The following is a 19,766-nucleotide window of genomic DNA, read 5'->3' as shown; positions in this document are numbered from 1 at the left end:
CTCGGCGGAGACTTGTGGGTTTGCGACGTTGAGGGCGCTCAGCCGCGGGACAATGGGAGCATGGCGACACGGGATCAGCTGCCCGATGCCGCGCTCGTAGCCTTCGCGAGCGCGGGGTACCTCGCGCTGCTCGTGGCGGGCCTGGGTATCGCGAGCCTCGTGACCGACTCCGACGTCATCTCGACTCGCGGGGTCGGGCTGGTTCCCGCCTATCTCGCTGCCGGCGCTGCGATTCTGGCCTTCGCGCTGCTCCTGCGCGGATCGATCGCGCGAGAGCAGCCGAGCTATATGGCCGCGCTCGGCACGGCGATCGGATCCGCCGCCGCGCATCTGATCCTCCTCGCGGGCGCGACGCTCGTCTCCTCGGGAGATCTCGGTACGACAGTGGGCGTCGTGGGAGAGGTTCTGCTCGGCTGGGTTGCGCTGGTCTTCTTCGCCGCGGCCCTCGTCGCCGCATGGGCGGCGATCGCCGTGCGGCGCACACGCATGGATCGCCCGCGCTGGCCCTGGGAGGATCGCCCCTGAGGGGCTACTTCCCGAGATCGCGGGGGTCGAAGGGTGCGTCGAGCGACGTCGTGAGCTCCTTCATCATCGCCTCGATCTGCGGATCCACGTACTCGCTCACGGCCGCCCGGATCCGCGGGCGATGGGTGACGAGAAGGTGGCAGACCTCGTGGCCGACTTCTGCCGCGTACTCGTCGGCGAGGGCGACCTCGCGGCGCAGCGCCCGCTTCGCCTCCTCGCTCAGCGGCGGCAGGGGAGGCGTCTCCTGCGCCGCCTCCTCTTCGAACTCGGCGATCGTGAACAGGAACGGGGCGCCGGGGTCGGGCTCAGGGTCGAGCGGGAGGCCGTCGAACTCGGGATCCAGGTCTTCGCGGGGCCGGTAGCTGCGGGCCCGATTTCGCGCGGACTGCTGATCGAGCTCTGACTGCAGCATCGGAAGATTCTGTGAGGTGTAGCGGGCGACCGACTGGTCGATGATCGTCTTGATGCGCGTCGACAGTCCGTGCTGCACGCCGTGGGGCGTGTCGTGGTCGATCCCCGCGGCCTCGAGGATCGGGGATCCGAAGCAGCGTCGGCACGGTGAGCGGCGGCCACGGTGGGTGGCGGGTTCCCAGCGGGGAAGCCAGCGCAGCCAGGCGTCGACCGCCTGGCTCACCCGCGTCTCGAGGGACCGCTCCATACACTCAGGGTAGTGATCACAGAGCGTTTGCGGGGCGCGTGTCGCGCACGTATGATGGATCAGTCTGCGTGTGCGCGTCTGACGCGTGCGCGCATGCAATAAGGGTCAAGGCCTGCGAACAGGTCCACCCCCACGGCATACCCATAGCAGGCGCCCGGGCAATCGCCCGCGTGGATGGGTCGACGTGAAAAATCACGCCCCGCTGTCACCGTGCAGCATTGATTCAAGGAGAAACGTGCCAACTATTCAGCAGTTGGTTCGCAAGGGTCGCAAGCCGAAGGTCACCAAGACCAAGGCTCCCGCCCTGAAGGCGAACCCGCAGCAGGCGGGTGTCTGCACCCGTGTGTACACCACCACGCCGAAGAAGCCGAACTCGGCGATGCGCAAGGTCGCTCGTGTGAAGCTCCGCAACGGTACCGAGGTCACGGCCTACATCCCCGGTGAGGGCCACAACCTCCAGGAGCACTCGCTGGTGCTCGTCCGTGGCGGTCGTGTGAAGGACCTCCCCGGTGTGCGCTACCGCATCGTGCGCGGTGCCCTCGACACGCAGGCCGTCAAGAACCGTCAGCAGGCGCGTAGCCACTACGGCGCAAAGAAGGGTTGAGTTAGATGCCTCGTAAGGGTCCGGCCCCCAAGCGCCCCGTCGTCAACGACCCGGTCTACGGCGCGCCTGTCGTCACGCAGCTCGTCAACAAGATCCTCGTCGACGGCAAGAAGTCCATCGCTGAGCACATCGTCTACGGCGCCCTCGCTGGCGTCGAGGCGAAGGGTGACGGCGACGCCGTCGCCACGCTCAAGAAGGCGCTCGACAACGTGCGCCCCACGCTCGAGGTTCGCAGCCGTCGCGTCGGCGGCTCGACCTACCAGGTTCCGGTCGAGGTCAAGCCGCACCGCGCGAACACCCTCGCCCTCCGCTGGCTCGTGAGCTACGCGAAGGGTCGTCGTGAGAAGACGATGACCGAGCGTCTCATGAACGAGATCCTCGACGCGTCGAACGGTCTCGGCGCTGCTGTGAAGCGTCGCGAGGACACGCACAAGATGGCGGAGTCCAACCGCGCCTTCGCGCACTACCGCTGGTAAGACGACAGCGACACCCGTCGGCTCCGGAACGCTCTCCGGGGCGCTTCCGGAGCCGACGTTCCTGTTCCATCCCGTTCTCACGTAAGGAAACTCGAAGTGGCACAAGACGTGCTCACCGACCTCAAGAAGGTCCGCAACATCGGCATCATGGCGCACATCGATGCCGGTAAGACCACCACGACCGAGCGCATCCTGTTCTACACGGGCGTCAACCACAAGATCGGCGAGACGCACGATGGTGGGGCGACCACGGACTGGATGGATCAGGAGCAGGAACGTGGCATCACGATCACGTCCGCTGCCGTGACGTGCTTCTGGGACAACACCCAGATCAACATCATCGACACCCCCGGCCACGTCGACTTCACGGTCGAGGTCGAGCGCTCGCTTCGCGTGCTCGACGGTGCCGTCGCCGTCTTCGACGGCAAGGAGGGTGTGGAGCCGCAGTCTGAGACGGTGTGGCGCCAGGCCGACAAGTACAACGTGCCCCGCATCTGCTTCGTCAACAAGATGGACAAGCTGGGCGCCGACTTCTACTTCACGGTCGACACGATCATCAACCGCCTCAAGGCGACGCCGCTCGTGATGCAGCTTCCGATCGGTGCCGAGAACGACTTCGTCGGTGTCATCGACCTGCTGCACATGAAGGCCCTCGTGTGGCCGGGTGACGCCAAGGGCGACGTGACGATGGGCGCCTCCTACGAGACCCGCGAGATCCCCGAGGATCTTCAGGCTCGTGCCGAGGAGTACCGCGCGAAGCTCGTCGAGGCTGTCGCGGAGAGCGACGAGGAGCTCCTCGAGAAGTACTTCGGCGGCGAAGAGCTGTCGATCGACGAGCTCAAGGCGGGCATCCGCAAGCTCACGATCGCCGGCGACGCGTACCCCGTCTTCTGCGGCTCGGCGTTCAAGAACCGCGGTGTGCAGCCGATGCTCGACGCGGTCGTCGACTACCTGCCGGCCCCCGTCGACGTGCCCGCCATCGAGGCGCACGACCCGAAGGACGAGTCGGTCGTCATCGAGCGCCACTCCGACGCGGACGAGCCGTTCTCGGCCCTGTCGTTCAAGGTCGTCTCGCACCCGTTCTTCGGTCGCCTGACCTACATCCGCGTGTACTCGGGTCACCTCGACTCGGGCGCGCAGGTCGTCAACTCGACGAAGGGCAAGAAGGAGCGCATCGGGAAGATCTTCCAGATGCACGCCAACAAGGAGAACCCGGTCGACTCGGTCACCGCGGGTCACATCTACGCGGTTATCGGCCTCAAGGACACGACGACGGGCGACACGCTGAGCGACCCGTCCTCGCAGGTCGTCCTCGAGTCGATGACGTTCCCCGAGCCGGTCATCGAGGTCGCGATCGAGCCGAAGACGAAGGCCGACCAGGAGAAGCTGGGTCTCGCGATCCAGAAGCTCGCTGAAGAAGACCCGACCTTCCGCGTCGAGAACAACGCCGAGACCGGTCAGACCACGGTCAAGGGCATGGGCGAGCTGCACCTCGACATCCTCGTGGACCGCATGAAGCGCGAGTTCAAGGTCGAGGCGAACGTCGGCAAGCCCCAGGTGGCTTACCGCGAGACCATCCGCAAGGCGGTCGAGCGTCACGACTACACCCACAAGAAGCAGACGGGTGGATCCGGTCAGTTCGCAAAGATCCAGTTCCGCCTCGAGCCCATGGAGGTCGAGGACGACAAGATCTACGAGTTCGGCAACGAGGTCACGGGTGGCCGCGTTCCGCGCGAGTACATCCCGTCGGTCGACGCTGGTTTCCAGGACGCGATGAACGTCGGTGTGCTTGCGGGCTACCCGATGGTGGGCGTCAAGGCGACCCTCGTCGACGGTGCCTCGCACGACGTCGACTCCTCGGAGATGGCGTTCAAGATCGCCGGTTCGATGGGCTTCAAGGAGGCCGTCCAGAAGGCGAGCCCCGCGCTGCTCGAGCCGCTCATGAGCGTCGAGGTCCGTACGCCCGAGGAGTACATGGGCGACGTCATCGGCGACCTGAACTCGCGCCGCGGTCAGGTCCAGTCGATGGAAGACGCGCAGGGTGTCAAGGTGGTCAAGGCTCTCGTCCCGCTTTCGAGCATGTTCGGCTACATCGGCGACCTGCGTTCGCGCACGTCGGGCCGTGCCGTCTACTCGATGGAGTTCGACAGCTACGCCGAGGTTCCCAAGGCCGTTGCCGACGAGATCATCCAGAAGGGCAAGGGCGAGTAAGACACTCGCCGCCCCGATGGCTCTCGGGCGGGGTCGAGTCGTTCGGCCCCGCCCACACCGCATAACTTCACACAGGCTGTCTCTACTAGACTGAAATAAACCCCGGAGAGACCCGGTCGCAATCCAGCGCCCGGTATCTCTCCACGAACGTCCTGAGGAGGACCCAGTGGCTAAGGCCAAGTTCGAGCGCACCAAGCCGCACGTCAACATCGGAACGATCGGTCACGTTGACCACGGTAAGACCACGCTGACCGCTGCCATCTCGAAGGTGCTGGCGGAGAAGTACCCGTCGGACGTGAACGTGACCCGCGACTTCGGTTCGATCGACTCGGCTCCCGAGGAGCGCGACCGCGGTATCACGATCAACGTCTCGCACGTCGAGTACGAGACCCCCAGCCGTCACTACGCTCACGTTGACGCCCCCGGCCACGCCGACTACGTCAAGAACATGATCACGGGTGCCGCCCAGATGGACGGCGCGATCCTCGTGGTCGCCGCGACCGACGGTCCCATGGCGCAGACGCGTGAGCACGTTCTTCTCGCCAAGCAGGTCGGCGTTCCCTACCTGCTCGTCGCGCTGAACAAGTCCGACATGGTCGACGACGAGGAGATCCTGGAGCTCGTCGAGCTCGAGGTTCGCGAGCTCCTCTCGTCGCAGGACTTCGACGGCGACAACGCTCCCGTCGTGCAGGTCTCGGGCCTCAAGGCTCTCGAGGGCGACGAGAAGTGGGTCGAGAAGATCGTCGAGCTCATGGAGGCCGTCGACAACTCGATCCCCGAGCCCGAGCGTGACCGCGACAAGCCGTTCCTCATGCCCATCGAGGACGTCTTCACGATCACCGGTCGTGGCACGGTCGTCACGGGTCGCGCCGAGCGCGGCACCCTGAAGATCAACTCCGAGGTCGAGATCGTCGGCATCCGCGACACCCAGAAGACCACGGTCACGGGTATCGAGATGTTCCACAAGCAGCTCGACGAGGCATGGGCCGGCGAGAACTGTGGCCTCCTGCTTCGCGGTCTGAAGCGTGAGGACGTCGAGCGCGGCCAGGTCGTCGTGAAGCCGGGTTCGGTTACGCCCCACACGAACTTCGAGGGTACGGCGTACATCCTCTCGAAGGACGAGGGTGGCCGTCACAACCCCTTCTACACGAACTACCGCCCGCAGTTCTACTTCCGCACCACGGACGTCACGGGCGTCATCACGCTGCCCGAGGGCACCGAGATGGTCATGCCGGGTGACACCACCGACATGACGGTCGAGCTGATCCAGCCGATCGCTATGGAAGAGGGCCTCGGCTTCGCGATCCGTGAGGGTGGCCGCACGGTCGGCGCCGGCACGGTGACGAGCATCATCAAGTAAGACCCTTCGGTCCTGCTTTCGGAAGCGGGGTCGGATCCTTCGGGATCCGGCCCCGCTTCTCTGTGTCTGGAGCCCCCGCGGGCGAGCACCGGGCGCGTCTTCGCTCGCGAGAAGGACTTCTCTCTCACGGGGCGCTGTTACTCTGCCCGCTATGACCTCCGCTGAAGACGACCGCAGGCCGCCCCGGAGCCGCATGCGGGTGGGGCTCGCCACGGCGCTGTTCGCGGCCTACCTCGCCTTCGTTCTCTGGGTGACGATGTCGCCGAGCCTCGACGGCGTCGGCGTGGATACGGTCGCGGATCGCGTGCTGCGCGTGCTGTACCGCCTCGGCATGCCCGACGCGTTCGGCTACATGGAACTGGAGTTCGTCGCGAACATCGGGATGTTCGTTCCGCTCGGCTTCCTGCTGGGCCTCGCCCTGCCGGGGTGGGGCTGGTGGCTCGCGCTGATTCTCCTTCCGGCCTTCTCCGGTGGGATCGAGTGGGCGCAGGGCGAGTTTCTGCCGAACCGCGTGAGCGACCTCCGCGACGTCATCTCGAACTCGCTCGGCGCCTGGATCGGCACCTTCATCGCGGCGACGCTGCGCGGTATGGTGCACGCCCGAGACGCGAAGGTGCTCGAGAGGGCGCGGTGGGAGGATCAGCAGGAGCGGCGGCGGAGTCGCGCGCGCCGCGCCCCGCAGGATCCGGATCGCACGGCCGTGCTCGACCAGCTCGGATTCGCGGAGGATCGGGCGCCGGTCTCGAGGCGCTGAGGGGACGTCGCGACTCGATAGACTCGTCGGCGGGCCAGATCCGGCGAAAGGGGCCACGAGTGAGCGGCGTGATCGTGCACGAATGGCTCGAGCGATCGGGTGGTGCCGAGAATGTCTTCGAGGCGATGCGTAGCGCCTTTCCCGATGCGGCTTCCTGGTGCCTGTGGGACGACTCGGCGGGACGGTTCCCCGGTGTGCGTCAGACCCCGCTCGCGGCCACGCCGCTGCGTCGCAGCAAGACTCTTGCACTTCCCATGATGCCGTTCGTCTGGCGGTCTCTCCCGGCGGCCGATGCGTCCTGGATGCTCGTGAGCAGCCACCTCTTCGCTCATCATGCGCGATTCCGGGGGGCGGCCCGCGAGATCCCCAAGTATGTCTACGCGCACACCCCCGCACGGTATATCTGGACGCCCAGTCTTGATCCGCGCGGCGCCAGCCCCCTCGTCCGAGCCGCCGCGGCGGCGTTCAAGCCGCTCGATCGCCATCGTGCGCGCGAGGCGACCGCGATCGCGGCGAACAGCGAGTTCGTCGCGACGAGGATCCGCGATGTCTGGGATCGCGATGCGCAGGTGATCCACCCTCCCGTGCGCACGTCGGAGTTTGCAGGCGAGCCCGAGCTCTCTGCTGTCGAGGAGGAGCAGCTCGCGGCGCTCCCGGAGGGTTTCCTGCTTGCCGTGTCGCGGTGGGTGTCGTACAAGAAGATCGACGATGCGATCCACGTCGCGGCTGCGTCAGGCCGTCCGCTCGTGATTGCCGGGCGCGGCCCCGACGAGGCTCGGCTACGCGAGACCGCCGCCGAGAGCAAGGCGCGCGTCGAGTTCCTGCATCATCCCTCGCGGTCCGTCCTGCGCGCGCTGTACCGGCGCGCGGCGGCGCTGCTGTTCCCACCCGTTGAGGATTTCGGCATCGTGGCGGTGGAGGCGATGGCCTCGGGCACGCCGGTTGTCGTGAACGGCGTCGGCGGTGCAACTGAGTCCGTTGTCGATGGCGTCACTGGAGCGCACCTACACGACTGGGCGGATCCTGTCGAGGCGCGCTCGGCTGTCGAGACCGCCCTCGCCGCCAGTGGGGAAGCGTGTCGTCGGCGCGCGGCGGAGTTCGATGAGGCGGTGTTCGCGGAGCGGATCCGCGCCTTCATCGCTGCCGATGGAGGATCCCGGGCGGCCGTCCGGTCGTGACGCGGCTCTACGCGGCGTCGATCTCCGCGAGCTTCGCGAGGATCTCGTCAACGGCGTCGTCAGGCGAGACGACGGAAGCGTCGATCGTCAGATCGGCGTCGGCAGGGATCTGGTAGGGATCGCTGATGCCGGTGAATTCCGCGACCTCCCCGGCGCGCGCCTTGGCGTACAGACCTTTGCGGTCGCGCTGCTCGCACACCTCGAGCGGTGTCGAGATGTGCACGAGCAGGAAACGCCCCGCCTCCTCGACCCGCGCGCGCATCTCGGCACGCATGGCCTCGTAGGGCGCGATGGGCGCGCACACGGCGATGCCGTCGTGGCGGGCGACCAGTGCCGCGACCCATCCGATGCGGCGGACGTTGATCATGCGGTCCTCGCGCGAGAACCCGAGCCCTTCCGAGAGGATGAGTCGCACCTCGTCGCCGTCGAGCAGAGTGACGCGACGCCCGTCGCTCTCCGCAAGGCGCTGGACCAGCAGCTTAGAAATCGTCGATTTGCCGGATCCGGAAAGGCCGGTGAGGAGGATGACACGACCCGCGGGAGGCGGCGTCGGCGTCTCGAGCACATCGATGTCGTCGGCGACGAGTGCGCGTGCCGCGACCTTCGTCGCTTCGAGCGTGGAGGCCGCCGGGAGGACGAAGACTTCGCGCCCGGAGCTCTCGACGGAGGCGATCGCTTCGGCGAGTGTGCGCGGATCGCCGTGATCGAGCACGATCACGTTCTCGGCTGAGCCGAGAGCGTCGGGGACGGCGCCGGTGACGAGGAGCGCCGATTCTTCCCTGCGCGGCGAGACCGTTGCGCGGAGGGCGATGTGGTCGAGATGGCCGAGCGGGCGGCGCGCCTGGATCGGGCCGCCGACGGTGACGGGCGTGGGCAGCGCCGGTGCGACGCCCGTGCCGATCTGAGCGATCTCTTCGCCACCGGCGGGCCGTGCGACGGCGGTCTCGACCGTCATCGAGGCGATGTCGGTTCCCTCGGGGTCGAAGAGCACGATCTCCTCGCCGCGGGAGACGTCGAGGTCAGTGAAGACGAGCGAGGCGACTCCGCCCCACGCGCCGGCAAGGGCGAGCTCGACGTCGCGGATCTGCGCGGGCGAGAGCGTTACATGGGGTGAGGTCACGAGTCAGTCCTGTCCGAGGAAGCTGCGAGGGGAGGGAAAGGCGGCGTGGTCAGCATCCTAGGCGTGTCCATGGTCCCCGCCGCCTTCGCACACGGTAACAGCAGGAGTCCGAATGAGTGGGCGCGGAAACTGGCATCGACACCGCTACGAGGGAGCTACGGATTCCGGCGGTCGGAGGCCTGCCGTTCCTTCGTGAAGGTCGCGGGGAGGCCGTGCACGCGGCGGAGGCCCATCCAGCCGAGGGTCGCGGCGACGAAGGCAAGCGAGACGGCCGCGATCGTCCAGGGGAGGTCGACCTGCAGCATGCGCAGGCCGGCGGCGAGCAGCACGAGGGCGAGCGCGCGGCGCACGATGCCGCTCGGCAGCGTCGACGACAGGCGCGCGCCGATGATGGCGCCGGGAACGCTGCCGATGATGAGGGGAATGACGATGCTCCAGTCCACGTCGCCGAACAGCAGGTGGCCGATCGCGGCGGCGATCACGAGCGGCACGGCCTGAACGAGGTCGGTGCCGACGAGGCGGTTCATCGATAGCAGCGGGTACAGGAGCATGAGGGCGATGATGATGAACGAGCCCGATCCGACGGACGTCAGACCGACCATGAGGCCGCCGACGATGCCGATGAGCAGGGTCGGCAGAATCTTCACCTTGATATCGGCGGTCTCGCTGCGCTTCGTGTGCGTGCCGTCGTGACGCTCGCGCGCGCGGTTGCGCATGCCGATGAAGGCTCGGAAACCGAGGAGCATCGCCGCGACCAGGAGCACGACGCCGAGCGCCGTCTTGACGAACTCCTGCACGCCGGTCATCTCGCCGACGGCCGAGATGATGAGAGCCCCGCAGAAGGCGGTCGGCACGGATCCGATCATGAGCCAGATCACGAGCTTCCAGTGCACCGTTCCCTTGCGGGCGTGCACGAGAGAGCCCGCAGGCTTCATCGCCGCGGAGGTGATGAGGTCACTCGACACCGCGGTCAGGGGCGGGACCCCGAAGCCGAGCACGAGCACGGGGGTCATGAGTGCGCCGCCGCCCATACCGGTGAGCCCCACCACCACGCCGACGCCGAGCGCGGCGATCACCATTGCCCAGTCCATGGGGCGAAACGCTAGCAGGGTGGCGCGACGCGATCTTCCGCGTGACGCACCATGTCGGCGGGTGTCGAATCCCTTCCTTCCCAGCCGGTCGGCTGGGGTAAAGTCGCGGAGTCGCCGCTTTTCTTCGCGTGCATGACGACGGACGCAGCTTGAGGACACCAGATTCGTGACGGATACCGCCGCAGTTCGGCCTGAGGTCGACGCCGACATCGCTCGCGAGCTTGCGATCGCCGCTGCTCGTCGGCTGCTTGAGAATCGCGCTGAGAATCCCGACGTCGGGGGCAAGGCCCTCAAAGACCTCGGCGATCAGGGCGCGCAGGAGGTGCTCGCCGCGCGGCTTGCCGAGCTCGCGCCCGGCGATGCCGTGCTCAGCGAGGAAGCGGCTGATAGCGACGCCCGCCTGGGTGCCGACCGTGTGTGGATCATCGACCCGCTCGACGGCACGCGCGAGTACAGCGAGGGGCGCGACGACTGGGCCGTGCACATCGCGCTCGTCGTGAAGGGTGAACTCTCGCTCGGCGCCGTCGCGCTCGGCGGGCCGGACGAGGTGCTCGTCTCGAGCGAGCTCGACGGCCACGCGCCGGCGCAGGAGGGGCGGATCCGCATCGCGGTCAGCCGCAGTCGCGCTCCCGAACTCGTGCAGAGCGTGTCGGCATCGCTCGACGCCGAGCTCGTCCCCATGGGATCCGCCGGCGTGAAGATCTGCTCGGTCGTGCGCGGCGAGGCGGATGCCTATGTGCACGGCGGCGGTCAGTACGAGTGGGACAGCGCGGCGCCTGTCGCCGTAGCCCGCGCCGCCGGACTGCACACCGCTCGCCTCGACGGCAGCGAGCTCGTCTACAACCAGCCCAACCCTTATCTGCCCGACCTGGTGGTCTGCCGCCCGGAGCTTCGGGACGAAGTCATGACGTCGATCCGCGCGGCACTCGCGTCGCAGGCGGACGGAAAGGAGCACGGTGTCCGCTGAGACCCACTACTCGCTCTCGCAGCTGCGGCAGCTCGAGGCCGAGTCGATTCACATCATCCGCGAGGTGGTGGCGCAGCTCGAGAAGCCGGCGCTGATGTTCTCGGGCGGCAAGGACTCGCTCGTGATGCTGCACCTGGCGCTGAAGGCGTTCGCCCCCGCGCGTCTGCCGTTCCCCGTCGTGCACGTCGACACGGGGCACAACTTCCCCGAGATCCTCGACTTCCGCGACCAGTATGTCGAGAAGCACGGCCTTCGCCTCATCGTCGGATCCGTGCAGGAGGCGATCGATCGCGGTGTCGTGAAGGAGGAGCCGAACGGCTCGCGCAACCGCATCCAGACGCCGGTTCTCCTCGACACGGTTGAGAAGCACGGCTTCAACGCGATGCTCGGCGGCGCGCGTCGCGACGAGGAGAAGGCGCGCGCGAAGGAGCGCGTGTTCAGCTTCCGCGACGATTTCGGGCAGTGGGATCCGAAGAGCCAGCGCCCCGAGATCTGGAACCTCTATAACGGCCGCGTGCACCCGGGCGAATCGATCCGCGTGTTCCCGCTGTCGAACTGGACCGAGCTCGACATCTGGCAGTACATCAAGGAAGACGGCGTCGAGATCCCGCGGATCTACTTCGCGAGCGAGCGCGAGACGTTCGTGCGCGACGGCATGGTGTTCGAGGCGAACGAGTTCGCGCAGCCGAAGGACGGCGAGGAGGTGTCGACCCGCAGGGTGCGCTACCGCACGGTGGGCGACGCGACGCTGACGGCCGCGGTCGAATCGGACGCCGACACGCTCGACAAGATCATCGAAGAGGTCGCTGCGACCCGCATCACCGAGCGCGGCGCGACCCGCGGCGACGACAAGGTGAGCGAGGCCGCGATGGAAGACCGGAAGAAGCAGGGGTACTTCTAAAATGGACATGCTGCGATTCGCGACCGCCGGCTCGGTCGACGACGGCAAGAGCACGCTCATCGGCCGGCTGCTGTTCGATTCGAAGTCGATCTTCGAGGATCAGCTCGAGAGCGTCGAGAAGACGAGCAAGAGCCGCGGCAACGAGTACGTCGACCTGTCGCTTCTGACGGACGGCCTGCGCTCGGAGCGCGAGCAGGGCATCACGATCGATGTGGCCTACCGCTACTTCGCGACGCCCAAGCGCAAGTTCATCATCGCCGACACCCCGGGCCACGCGCAGTACACGCGCAACATGGTCACGGGCGCCTCGACGGCTGATCTCGCGATCGTGCTCGTCGACGCACGTAAGGGTGTCATCGAGCAGAGCCGCCGACACGCGACGATCGCGTCGCTTCTGCGGGTGCCGCACGTCGTGCTGGCCGTCAACAAGATGGACCTCGTCGACTTCGACGAGCAGCGGTTCAACGAGATCCGCGAAGAGTTTCTCGACTTCTGCTCGAAGCTCAACATCACCGACATCACGACGATCCCGATCTCGGCGCTGCAGGGCGACAACGTCGTCTCGCGCAGCGAGAACACGCCCTGGTACGACGGGCCCTCGCTGTTGCACCACCTCGAGACGGTGTACATCGGCGCCGACCGCAATCTGCAGGACGTGCGCTTCCCGGTGCAGTACGTGATCCGCCCGCAGCAGAGCGACGTGATCGACTACCGCGGCTTCGCCGGACAGGTGGCGAGCGGACACATGCAGAAGGGTGACGAGGTCATCGTGCTGCCGTCGGGCTTGACGTCGAAGATCAAGGCGATCGACACGGCCGACGGCGAGATCGACGAGGCGTTCCCGCCGATGTCGGTCACGATCCGCCTCGAAGACGAGATCGACATCTCGCGTGGTGACGTGATCGCGCGACCGAAGAACCAGCCGCACGTCTCGCAGGACATTGACGCCACGATCTGCTGGATGGATCAGACGCCGCTCGTGCCCGGCAAGAAGTACGCCGTGCTGCACAACGCGCGCGAGGCGCGCTGTGTCGTCAAGGAGATTCAGTACGAGCTCGACGTCAACACCCTGCACCGCAAGGAAGGCGTGACCGAGCTGCCGCTGAATGCGATCGGTCGCGTGACGCTGCGCATGACGACGCCGCTCGTCGCCGACTCGTACAAGCTGAACCCGTCGATGGGCTCGTTCATCATGATCGACGAGTCGACGAACGCCACGGTCGCGGCGTGCACGATCAACCAGGCCGAGTAATCTGACGCACGTCCGAGACGGGGCGGCGCTTCCTGCGAGGGAACGCCGCCCCGTTTTCTCGGGCATCGGCGTGCACTCGCGCGGAGGTCTTGCCGGGTCACGCGCATCGTCGCTGTGGCGCTCAGGAATCTCGACGCACCGGCCTATATTGTCGAGAGGCGTCGCTCGCCGCGCCCGAAACGCCCATTTAGGTGAGCGCCTTCGCTGAAACAGGGGATTTTCATCGCACATGCACAACTACGCAACGATCGGCCCCGTGGGGCAGAGTCTGCGATGGTGCGCGCTGTGAGCACGAAGAACGTGGCTGATTCCTCCACGACGATCGCTCCGCAGGGGTCGCGTCGTCGGTACTTCCATGCGCTCTGGCTCCTGACCGGTCGTGACCTGCGCGTCAAGTATGCGACGACCTGGCTCGGGTACGCGTGGACGATTCTCGACCCGTTGCTGATGTGCGCCGTCTATTGGTTGCTGTTCGTCGCGATCATCGGCCGTACGGGCGGCGTGGAGCCCTTCGGGCTCTTCCTCATCACGGGACTACTCCCGTGGCAGTGGTTCACCACCGCCGTGAATGATTCGACAAGCGCGTTCAAGAAGGACAACAAGCTGTTGCGGTCGACCGGCGCGCCGAATTCGATCTGGGTGATGCGCGTCGTCCTGAGCTCGGCGACGACCTATCTCCTCGCGGTCCCCGTGCTCATCGCGTTTCTGCTGGTCTTTCAGGTCCCCGTGGGGCCGGGACTGATCTGGTGGCCGGTCGCCTTCATCACGCAGGCCGTGCTGGTGACGGGAATCGGTCTGCTTCTTGCGCCGCTTTGCATCCTCATCGGAGATCTCGCAAGGATCGTGAGCCTCGTCACCCGCTTCCTCTTCTTCGCCTCACCGATCTTGTTCGAGCATGGACGCCTGCCGGAGTGGCTCGACTGGATGGACCGCGTGAACCCGCTGTACGGGATCATGACGATGTATCGACTGGGGTACTGGCCCGAGCTATGGAACGGCGGCTCGATCATCGCCTCGATCTCGATCAGCATCGCCCTGCTCGCCGTCGGCACCATTGTGTTCCCGATGCTCGTCCGGCCTGTCCTGAAGGATCTGTGATCGCATGGGAGACGTCGCGATCCGCGCCCGTGGGCTCGGGATCAAGTTCCGCCGCAACCGCCGCGGCCGCCGAAACATTCGGGACGTGTTCGGTCGCGCCGAAGGTCGAGTCCGAAGCGACGAGTTCTGGGCGTTTCGTGATGTCAGCTTTCGCGTTGAGCAGGGTGAGGCCGTCAGCGTGGTGGGGCGCAACGGTCAGGGCAAGTCGACGTTGCTCAAGCTCGTTGCGGGCGTGCTGAAGCCCGATGAAGGCAGGGTGACCGTGCGTGGCGGCGTGGCCCCTCTCATTGAGATCACGGGTGGCTTCGAGAGCACCCTCACAGTTCGAGAGAACATCAACATCGTCTCGGGTCTGCACGGCATGCGTCGGAAAGAAGTCAAGCGGCGTTTCGACTCGATCATCGACTTCGCCGAGCTCGACGGTTTCGTGAATACCCCATTCAAGTTCCTGAGCTCGGGCATGAAGGCTCGCCTCGCGTTCGCCGTGGTATCGCAGCTCGACGAACCGATCCTGCTCGTCGACGAGGTGCTCGCCGTCGGAGACAAGGCGTTCCGGGAGAAGTGCTTCGCCCGCATCGAGGAGATGATGGACGAGGGACGTACCATGTTCTTCGTGGGTCACAACGCGGGCAACATGAAGAGGTTCACGACGCGTGGGCTCTATCTGGACGACCATCAGCTCAAGATGGACGCGCCCATCGATGATGTATTGAAGCAGTACAACGAGGACCACCCTCCGGTGACGCCCATCAGGCGTGGGAAGAAGCCGGGGCACAGCCGCATGACAATCCAGACGGACGATGACGAATGATGGAACCTTACGGTTCTCGATCTCGCGGGGATGACCTCCCTGTGAGATGGTCGCGCGCCACGGTCGAGGTTGTTCTCGATGGGCACGACGTCGCCACGGAAATCCTTGGGAGAACGGACGGGAGGCGTGACATCCTTCCGGGGCGTCACTCGGTCACACCCGTTCAAGTGACATCTGTTCGTGGTTCACGTGGCCGCCGTGCCACGCGTGGCTCACGTCCCGGCGAGTTGCACATACGCGGCTAGGATGAATCATGCCGGGGTGGCTGGGATCAGTATGCCTCGTGGCAATCATCGAATGCCGAACCGCTGTGTGCCGACGACGGAGCAAGACCCTATGAACACGACACCTCGCGTTTCGATCGTGATTCCAGTATTCAACGACGAGGAATGGGTCGCAGCATCTCTGCGGAGTTGCCAGGCTCAATCGGTTCTAGACATCGAGGTCATCTGCGTAGATGACGCGTCGACCGACATGACTTGTGACATCATCGAGCAGTTCCAAGCTGATGACCCGCGCGTAAGCCTCATTCGACAGTCGGTCAATCGCTCGGCGTTCCAGGCGCGTCGTGCCGGCATCATGGCGGCGACTGCTCCACTCGTTCTATTCCTCGATGGTGACGATGAACTTGTGCCGGAGGCGGTCGAGACGGCCCTCACCGTCGCTGAGGAGACGGAGGCAGACGTGGTCGGCTTTGGTGTCGACGTTGTGGCTCCGGAAGGCGTTGCTGTCGGTCGCTTCGCCGCCGACATGCAACCGAAGTATGACCAGCTCCTTGGTGCCGACATTGCTCCGACGATGTTCCCAATCGGAAAGATCGCGCAAGGACACCTCTGGCGCTACTTGTGGGACATTACGTTGTTGCGCCGGGCCTACCTTGAGATCCCGGAAGACCTGGAGTTGTATCGGGCCAACGATATCCCGATTGCTTTCTTGGCGCTGTCCACAGCGAAAAAATATGTCTCAACGAAGGCGGAACTATACAAGTACTACTGGCGACGTGGCGTCAGTGGGCGTTCAGTCGAGACCGTTGAAGATTATCAATTCTACCTGGGGGCTCTCGACTCGATTGATTCGATAAGTACGAGCGTCGCAAGTATCGCGACAGATCTTGAACGGCCGGATCAATTAATCGCATCTTATCATTCTGCTCGACTCTCGATCATTCAGATGATCCTACGCTATTGCACGCCAGTCGTGGACGACGAACTGCGAGAAAAATGCTTCTCGATGCTCTCGGATAAGGCTGGAATAGTCGATGTCGTTCTTGCCGTGGCGGCATTCTATCGTGAGGCACTGTCGCTCGTAGCGGGGTATCGTGAGCATGCTCCGCAGCTTACTGCGAAGGTCAAAACAGTGATGATCACCACGGGCAACTTGGGGAACGGGGGCGTACAGGGCGTCGTTGCGTCGCAAGCCAAGTTCTTGGCTGAGGCGGGATACCGTGTGCTCATCGGGTTGCGCACCACCGAGGGGATCGTGCAGGAGGTCCACGAGGGTGTTGCTGTTGTGGAATTCTCGGGAAAGACAACGCTGGAGAAACTCGGGTCGTACTTGGACATCTGTCGCGAGTATGATGTCGACGCCGTCATTGACCACTACATTCTGTACTATGACGATTGGCCCTACTTTGCTCTTGCCGCGCGCGCCCTCGGGATTCCGGTAATTGGATGGATTCACAATTTCGCGCTTCGGCCGGTCTTTGATTTTAATACGAGGAGCTCATACCTCGCAAAATATCTGGGTATATTGACGAAGGTCGTCGTGCTCTCTCCCGCCGATGTCGCCTTCTGGAAGCTCCGGGGCGTTGAGCGTGTCGTATGCTTGCCGAATCCTCCTTCGCAGATGCTTCTTGAGCTCCCCGAGCGAGCTGGTCCGCGGATCGCTCCTAGCGGACGCGTTCGGCTTGTCTGGTGGGGGAGGCTGCAACAGCACACGAAACGGGTGCGTTCGCTCGTGGACGTCGGGGCGGCCTTGCGAGATCTCGATGTCGACTTCGAGCTTACGATCATCGGCCCGGATTCGGGCGATCTTCGACTCGCGCAAGTCTCAGACTATGCAAGGAGCAAGGGGGTTGATGATGCGATTTCTCTCCCAGGCGCACTTCATGGCGATGAGTTGCTAAATGCGATTGACGCTTGTGATGTGTATGTGGCAACGAGTGCGATCGAGGGATATCCGTTGGTACTCATTGAGGCGCAGGCGATGGGGTTGCCTGTAGCAATGTACGAACTCCCCTGGCTCGCCTCAGGAGAGAAGAATGAGGGGATCATGGCCTCGCCGCAAGGGGATGCGCGAGCGTTGGCCCTGCGGATCGCCGAACTCGTGAGAGATGAAAGCGAGTACGCTCGACGTTCACAGGGCTCTATTGATGCGAGCCGTCACACGCTTTCGATCAATTTTCGCGAGCTGTACAGAGATCTCCTCGTGAATAACCTATCCGATGATTTCTCGCTGGCGCCTACGGTTGATGACGCCAAATTGTTGCTTAATCTGACGATTGACTTCCATGAGGAGAATGTCGGTCGCGAGAAGCGTCATGCTGCGCGACTTCGCGAAGGGCGTGATCGCGAAGCACGATACGCGAAACGACTGGAAGCGGAGGTGGAAGGGCTGCGTCGCAGGCTCGAGGCTGAAGGACTTGTTGGCAACGATAGTAGACCGCAGTTTGCACACTTCCCGCGGAAGCAGCGGGCGCGTCCTGGACGTCCCCTGCAATCACGTGCGGTGATTGCTGAAGACGCCGCTGAACCCTTGCCGGTGCGAGCGATCCGGCCCATTGGCCGTGCTGTCCTGCGCATTATCCCCGCTCTTCGTCCCGTGGCACGACGAATCAACCGTGTGCTTCGCCGCTTGTAGGAGGTGTGTTGACCGCAGGGTGTTGGGCGATTGAATGAGTGGCGGATCGTGCGCATCCGAAGCGGGCGCGCATTGGCTCGCAATTTGGGGCAGGAATCGCCTGAGTTTAGCTACAATAGCCTCACCTGGTCGCGGCAGGGGGTGGGTTCACCCGATGCGCGTATCGATCACGAACCGCGGGACCGCCAGGGCCGCGCGGGGCGGCCTGCTGAGGGAGCTCTTTCGCACGGAGGCGAAGCGTGCTTCTCGAGTGCGGCGTTGCGTCAATCTGGCGCCCCGGCAGATACCGCGTGGAGCCGAATGGCCGGTGACGGCCGTCCGGATGGGAGCGGGGCTTCCGTCCGGTAGATGTGAGCCGATACGTCACTTTTCGTCGTTTCGTGCAGCAGTCCTCCCCTGCGTCGGCTGTGCCTCCGCAACTGCGATCTCGATCGAACCTGATAGGGTCGTGCCGTGATTCTACTCGTAGGCGGAGGCGGAATCCCCAACTATGGGGATGAACTCATTATCAACAACTGGCTCAAGTGGTACCATGACTCTGGGCTGATTGACAACCAATCGATGATTGTCGAGGGGTACAGGTCCAGCGTCTTACGGAACATGTTTGCTGACCGTTTTCCTCGTGCGCGATGGTCTCATACCATTCGGGAAGCACGTGTTAAGCATCGCTCCCTCGATTTTTGGGGTGCGCTCGCTCGGGGCCTCAATGTCGCTAACAGCACTGATGACGCGGGTCAGCATTCATTCCGTGAGGCTTCGGAAGCGTCACTGATGCATATTCATGGTGGCGGATACATCAATGGGAAATGGCCCAGTCATGCGTTCGTTCTCGGACTTGCGTCTGCTGCGCGCGAGAAGTCGGATACTCGCGCTATCACGACAGGAATCGGAATTAGTCCGCTGGCGGAGCCTGACACGGACCAGCGAAAAATTCTTGACCGGGCAATCGAATCCTTCGATTTCGTGGAGGTGCGCGATGTCTGGTCTTACGAATACCTCAGACGAAACTTGTCAGGGGACCGGCCGAATAAGATTGTCCTTGGCCTGGATGACGCCTTCCTTTATCGCGTAGAGTCTACCGGTCAAGACCACCGCACCCTCCATCTCGCGCTCCGTGATGACCCGCAGGCGGATTCAATCATCGAAAGATTGACGAATAAGTTTGTCGGATCATTTGATCGTCACCTATTCTGGGTATGCAAGCATACTGATGCGGGCGCCTACGTCAAGGTTGCAAATCGCTTCCGACTTTTTGAGCTTGCCGGGACCACGCAACTTGTTGAGGATCCGCGCTTGGGGCCGAACGATACTCTCATTACCGAACGCTTTCATCCGCATCTCCAGGCAGCTCGATCGGGAGCCAGTGGCGTCTACTGGTCGGGGTCGGAGTATTACGATACGAAGCATGGCTCTCTTGTGGATCTGGGGTCACCGTTTGTCGCAGATGATGGCAAAGAGTTCGGCGGGCTCAAGCCAGCGAAGAGCCCATCAAAGATGCGCGTGGATGATCCTGAGAATATTGCAACAAAGCAAGGACTTGCGCGAAGAGCCCTTAAGCTCCTGGAATGAGATGGGGGGCTGTCGAGATGGTCGCGGAACAGCGTTTCGCGACGACTCTCCGCGGGTTTCGACCGGGTTGCTCAACACTACGTTGAGGCGTCCTCCGATCGGGGGACGTCGAAGGTCGCAGTGCGGCATAGGGCGGATGCCGCCACGCCGTCCCGTCTAGGTTTCAGGATTGAGTGCGGTGCAGATGAGTGCCGTGAGCGGGTTGCGATTTCGACAGGTGTGGAGGAACTAATGCGGAGGGCTGGGTCCCGAAGAAGGCGTCGTTTGGCCCGGTTTAGGCGTCCCGGTAGGGAAGTCGATGACTTGGATCGTGCCTGAGCGGACCTGCACTG

Annotated in this window: 17 protein-coding genes; 14 read left to right on the top strand and 3 right to left on the bottom strand. The window is 64.3% G+C overall.

Annotated features, from left to right (window positions below; all coding sequences use genetic code 11):
• Positions 1 to 60: 60 nt before the first annotated feature.
• Positions 61 to 525 carry a hypothetical protein gene (locus C0012_RS04105; protein ID WP_110589629.1) on the top strand — a complete coding sequence of 155 codons (465 nt, stop codon included), beginning with the start codon at positions 61 to 63 and terminating at the stop codon, positions 523 to 525.
• A gap of 4 nt (positions 526 to 529) precedes the next feature.
• On the opposite strand, the gene C0012_RS04100 is transcribed toward C0012_RS04105, so the two are convergent.
• Positions 530 to 1,183 (bottom strand): spermidine/putrescine ABC transporter substrate-binding protein, encoded by a 654-nt coding sequence (locus tag C0012_RS04100; protein WP_110589630.1) that lies wholly within the window; start codon positions 1,181 to 1,183, stop codon positions 530 to 532.
• A 235-nt stretch (positions 1,184 to 1,418) separates the two neighbouring features.
• Between C0012_RS04100 and rpsL the strand changes: the two genes are divergently transcribed.
• The 6 genes from rpsL (at position 1,419) to C0012_RS04070 (ending at position 7,766) form a co-directional block, all read left to right on the top strand.
• Positions 1,419 to 1,787 (top strand): 30S ribosomal protein S12, encoded by a 369-nt coding sequence (gene rpsL / locus C0012_RS04095; RefSeq protein WP_110589631.1) that lies wholly within the window; start codon positions 1,419 to 1,421, stop codon positions 1,785 to 1,787.
• A gap of 5 nt (positions 1,788 to 1,792) precedes the next feature.
• On the top strand, positions 1,793 to 2,263 hold the full coding sequence (gene rpsG, locus C0012_RS04090; RefSeq protein WP_110589632.1) for a 30S ribosomal protein S7: 471 nt from the start codon (positions 1,793 to 1,795) through the stop codon (positions 2,261 to 2,263).
• Positions 2,264 to 2,359: 96 nt separating this feature from the next.
• The gene (gene fusA, locus C0012_RS04085; RefSeq protein ID WP_110589633.1) at positions 2,360 to 4,474 is read left to right on the top strand and encodes an elongation factor G; all 2,115 of its coding nucleotides are present in this window, start codon (positions 2,360 to 2,362) and stop codon (positions 4,472 to 4,474) included.
• A gap of 166 nt (positions 4,475 to 4,640) precedes the next feature.
• On the top strand, positions 4,641 to 5,834 hold the full coding sequence (gene tuf, locus C0012_RS04080; RefSeq protein WP_110589634.1) for an elongation factor Tu: 1,194 nt from the start codon (positions 4,641 to 4,643) through the stop codon (positions 5,832 to 5,834).
• A gap of 151 nt (positions 5,835 to 5,985) precedes the next feature.
• Positions 5,986 to 6,588 carry a VanZ family protein gene (locus C0012_RS04075; RefSeq protein ID WP_110589635.1) on the top strand — a complete coding sequence of 201 codons (603 nt, stop codon included), beginning with the start codon at positions 5,986 to 5,988 and terminating at the stop codon, positions 6,586 to 6,588.
• Between the two features lie 59 nt (positions 6,589 to 6,647).
• Positions 6,648 to 7,766 (top strand): glycosyltransferase, encoded by a 1,119-nt coding sequence (locus tag C0012_RS04070; RefSeq protein ID WP_110589636.1) that lies wholly within the window; start codon positions 6,648 to 6,650, stop codon positions 7,764 to 7,766.
• 7 nt (positions 7,767 to 7,773) lie between these two features.
• On the opposite strand, the gene cysC is transcribed toward C0012_RS04070, so the two are convergent.
• Both cysC and C0012_RS04060 read right to left on the bottom strand, forming a co-directional pair.
• Positions 7,774 to 8,886, bottom strand: coding sequence for an adenylyl-sulfate kinase (gene cysC, locus C0012_RS04065; protein ID WP_232527767.1), 1,113 nt, complete (start codon positions 8,884 to 8,886; stop codon positions 7,774 to 7,776).
• A gap of 155 nt (positions 8,887 to 9,041) precedes the next feature.
• Positions 9,042 to 9,977, bottom strand: a complete 936-nt coding sequence (locus C0012_RS04060) for a sulfite exporter TauE/SafE family protein (protein WP_232527766.1) — start codon at positions 9,975 to 9,977, stop codon at positions 9,042 to 9,044.
• Positions 9,978 to 10,143: 166 nt separating this feature from the next.
• Between C0012_RS04060 and C0012_RS04055 the strand changes: the two genes are divergently transcribed.
• From C0012_RS04055 to C0012_RS04025, 7 genes are all read left to right on the top strand, one after another.
• Positions 10,144 to 10,944: a 3'(2'),5'-bisphosphate nucleotidase CysQ gene (locus tag C0012_RS04055; protein WP_162621893.1), complete on the top strand. Its 801-nt coding sequence runs from the start codon at positions 10,144 to 10,146 to the stop codon at positions 10,942 to 10,944.
• The gene (cysD, locus tag C0012_RS04050) at positions 10,934 to 11,845 is read left to right on the top strand and encodes a sulfate adenylyltransferase subunit CysD (RefSeq protein WP_110589639.1); all 912 of its coding nucleotides are present in this window, start codon (positions 10,934 to 10,936) and stop codon (positions 11,843 to 11,845) included. The genes C0012_RS04055 and cysD overlap by 11 nt, the downstream gene beginning before the upstream one ends.
• A gap of 1 nt (position 11,846) precedes the next feature.
• Positions 11,847 to 13,097, top strand: a complete 1,251-nt coding sequence (cysN, locus tag C0012_RS04045) for a sulfate adenylyltransferase subunit CysN (protein ID WP_110589640.1) — start codon at positions 11,847 to 11,849, stop codon at positions 13,095 to 13,097.
• A gap of 285 nt (positions 13,098 to 13,382) precedes the next feature.
• The gene (locus C0012_RS04040) at positions 13,383 to 14,195 is read left to right on the top strand and encodes an ABC transporter permease (protein WP_162621894.1); all 813 of its coding nucleotides are present in this window, start codon (positions 13,383 to 13,385) and stop codon (positions 14,193 to 14,195) included.
• Between the two features lie 4 nt (positions 14,196 to 14,199).
• Entirely contained in the window at positions 14,200 to 15,006 is an 807-nt protein-coding gene (locus C0012_RS04035) for an ABC transporter ATP-binding protein (RefSeq protein ID WP_110589642.1), read from the top strand.
• Positions 15,007 to 15,342: 336 nt separating this feature from the next.
• Positions 15,343 to 17,865: a glycosyltransferase gene (locus C0012_RS04030; RefSeq protein ID WP_162621895.1), complete on the top strand. Its 2,523-nt coding sequence runs from the start codon at positions 15,343 to 15,345 to the stop codon at positions 17,863 to 17,865.
• A 453-nt stretch (positions 17,866 to 18,318) separates the two neighbouring features.
• Entirely contained in the window at positions 18,319 to 19,434 is a 1,116-nt protein-coding gene (locus tag C0012_RS04025; protein ID WP_110589644.1) for a polysaccharide pyruvyl transferase family protein, read from the top strand.
• The last annotated feature ends 332 nt before the right edge of the window (positions 19,435 to 19,766 follow it).

The organism is Microbacterium suaedae (genome assembly GCF_003254645.1).
Taxonomy (GTDB): Bacteria; Actinomycetota; Actinomycetes; order Actinomycetales; family Microbacteriaceae; genus Microbacterium; species Microbacterium suaedae.
The sequence above is the reverse complement of the archived record's forward strand: the minus strand, read 5'-3'. Positions and strand labels throughout refer to the sequence as shown.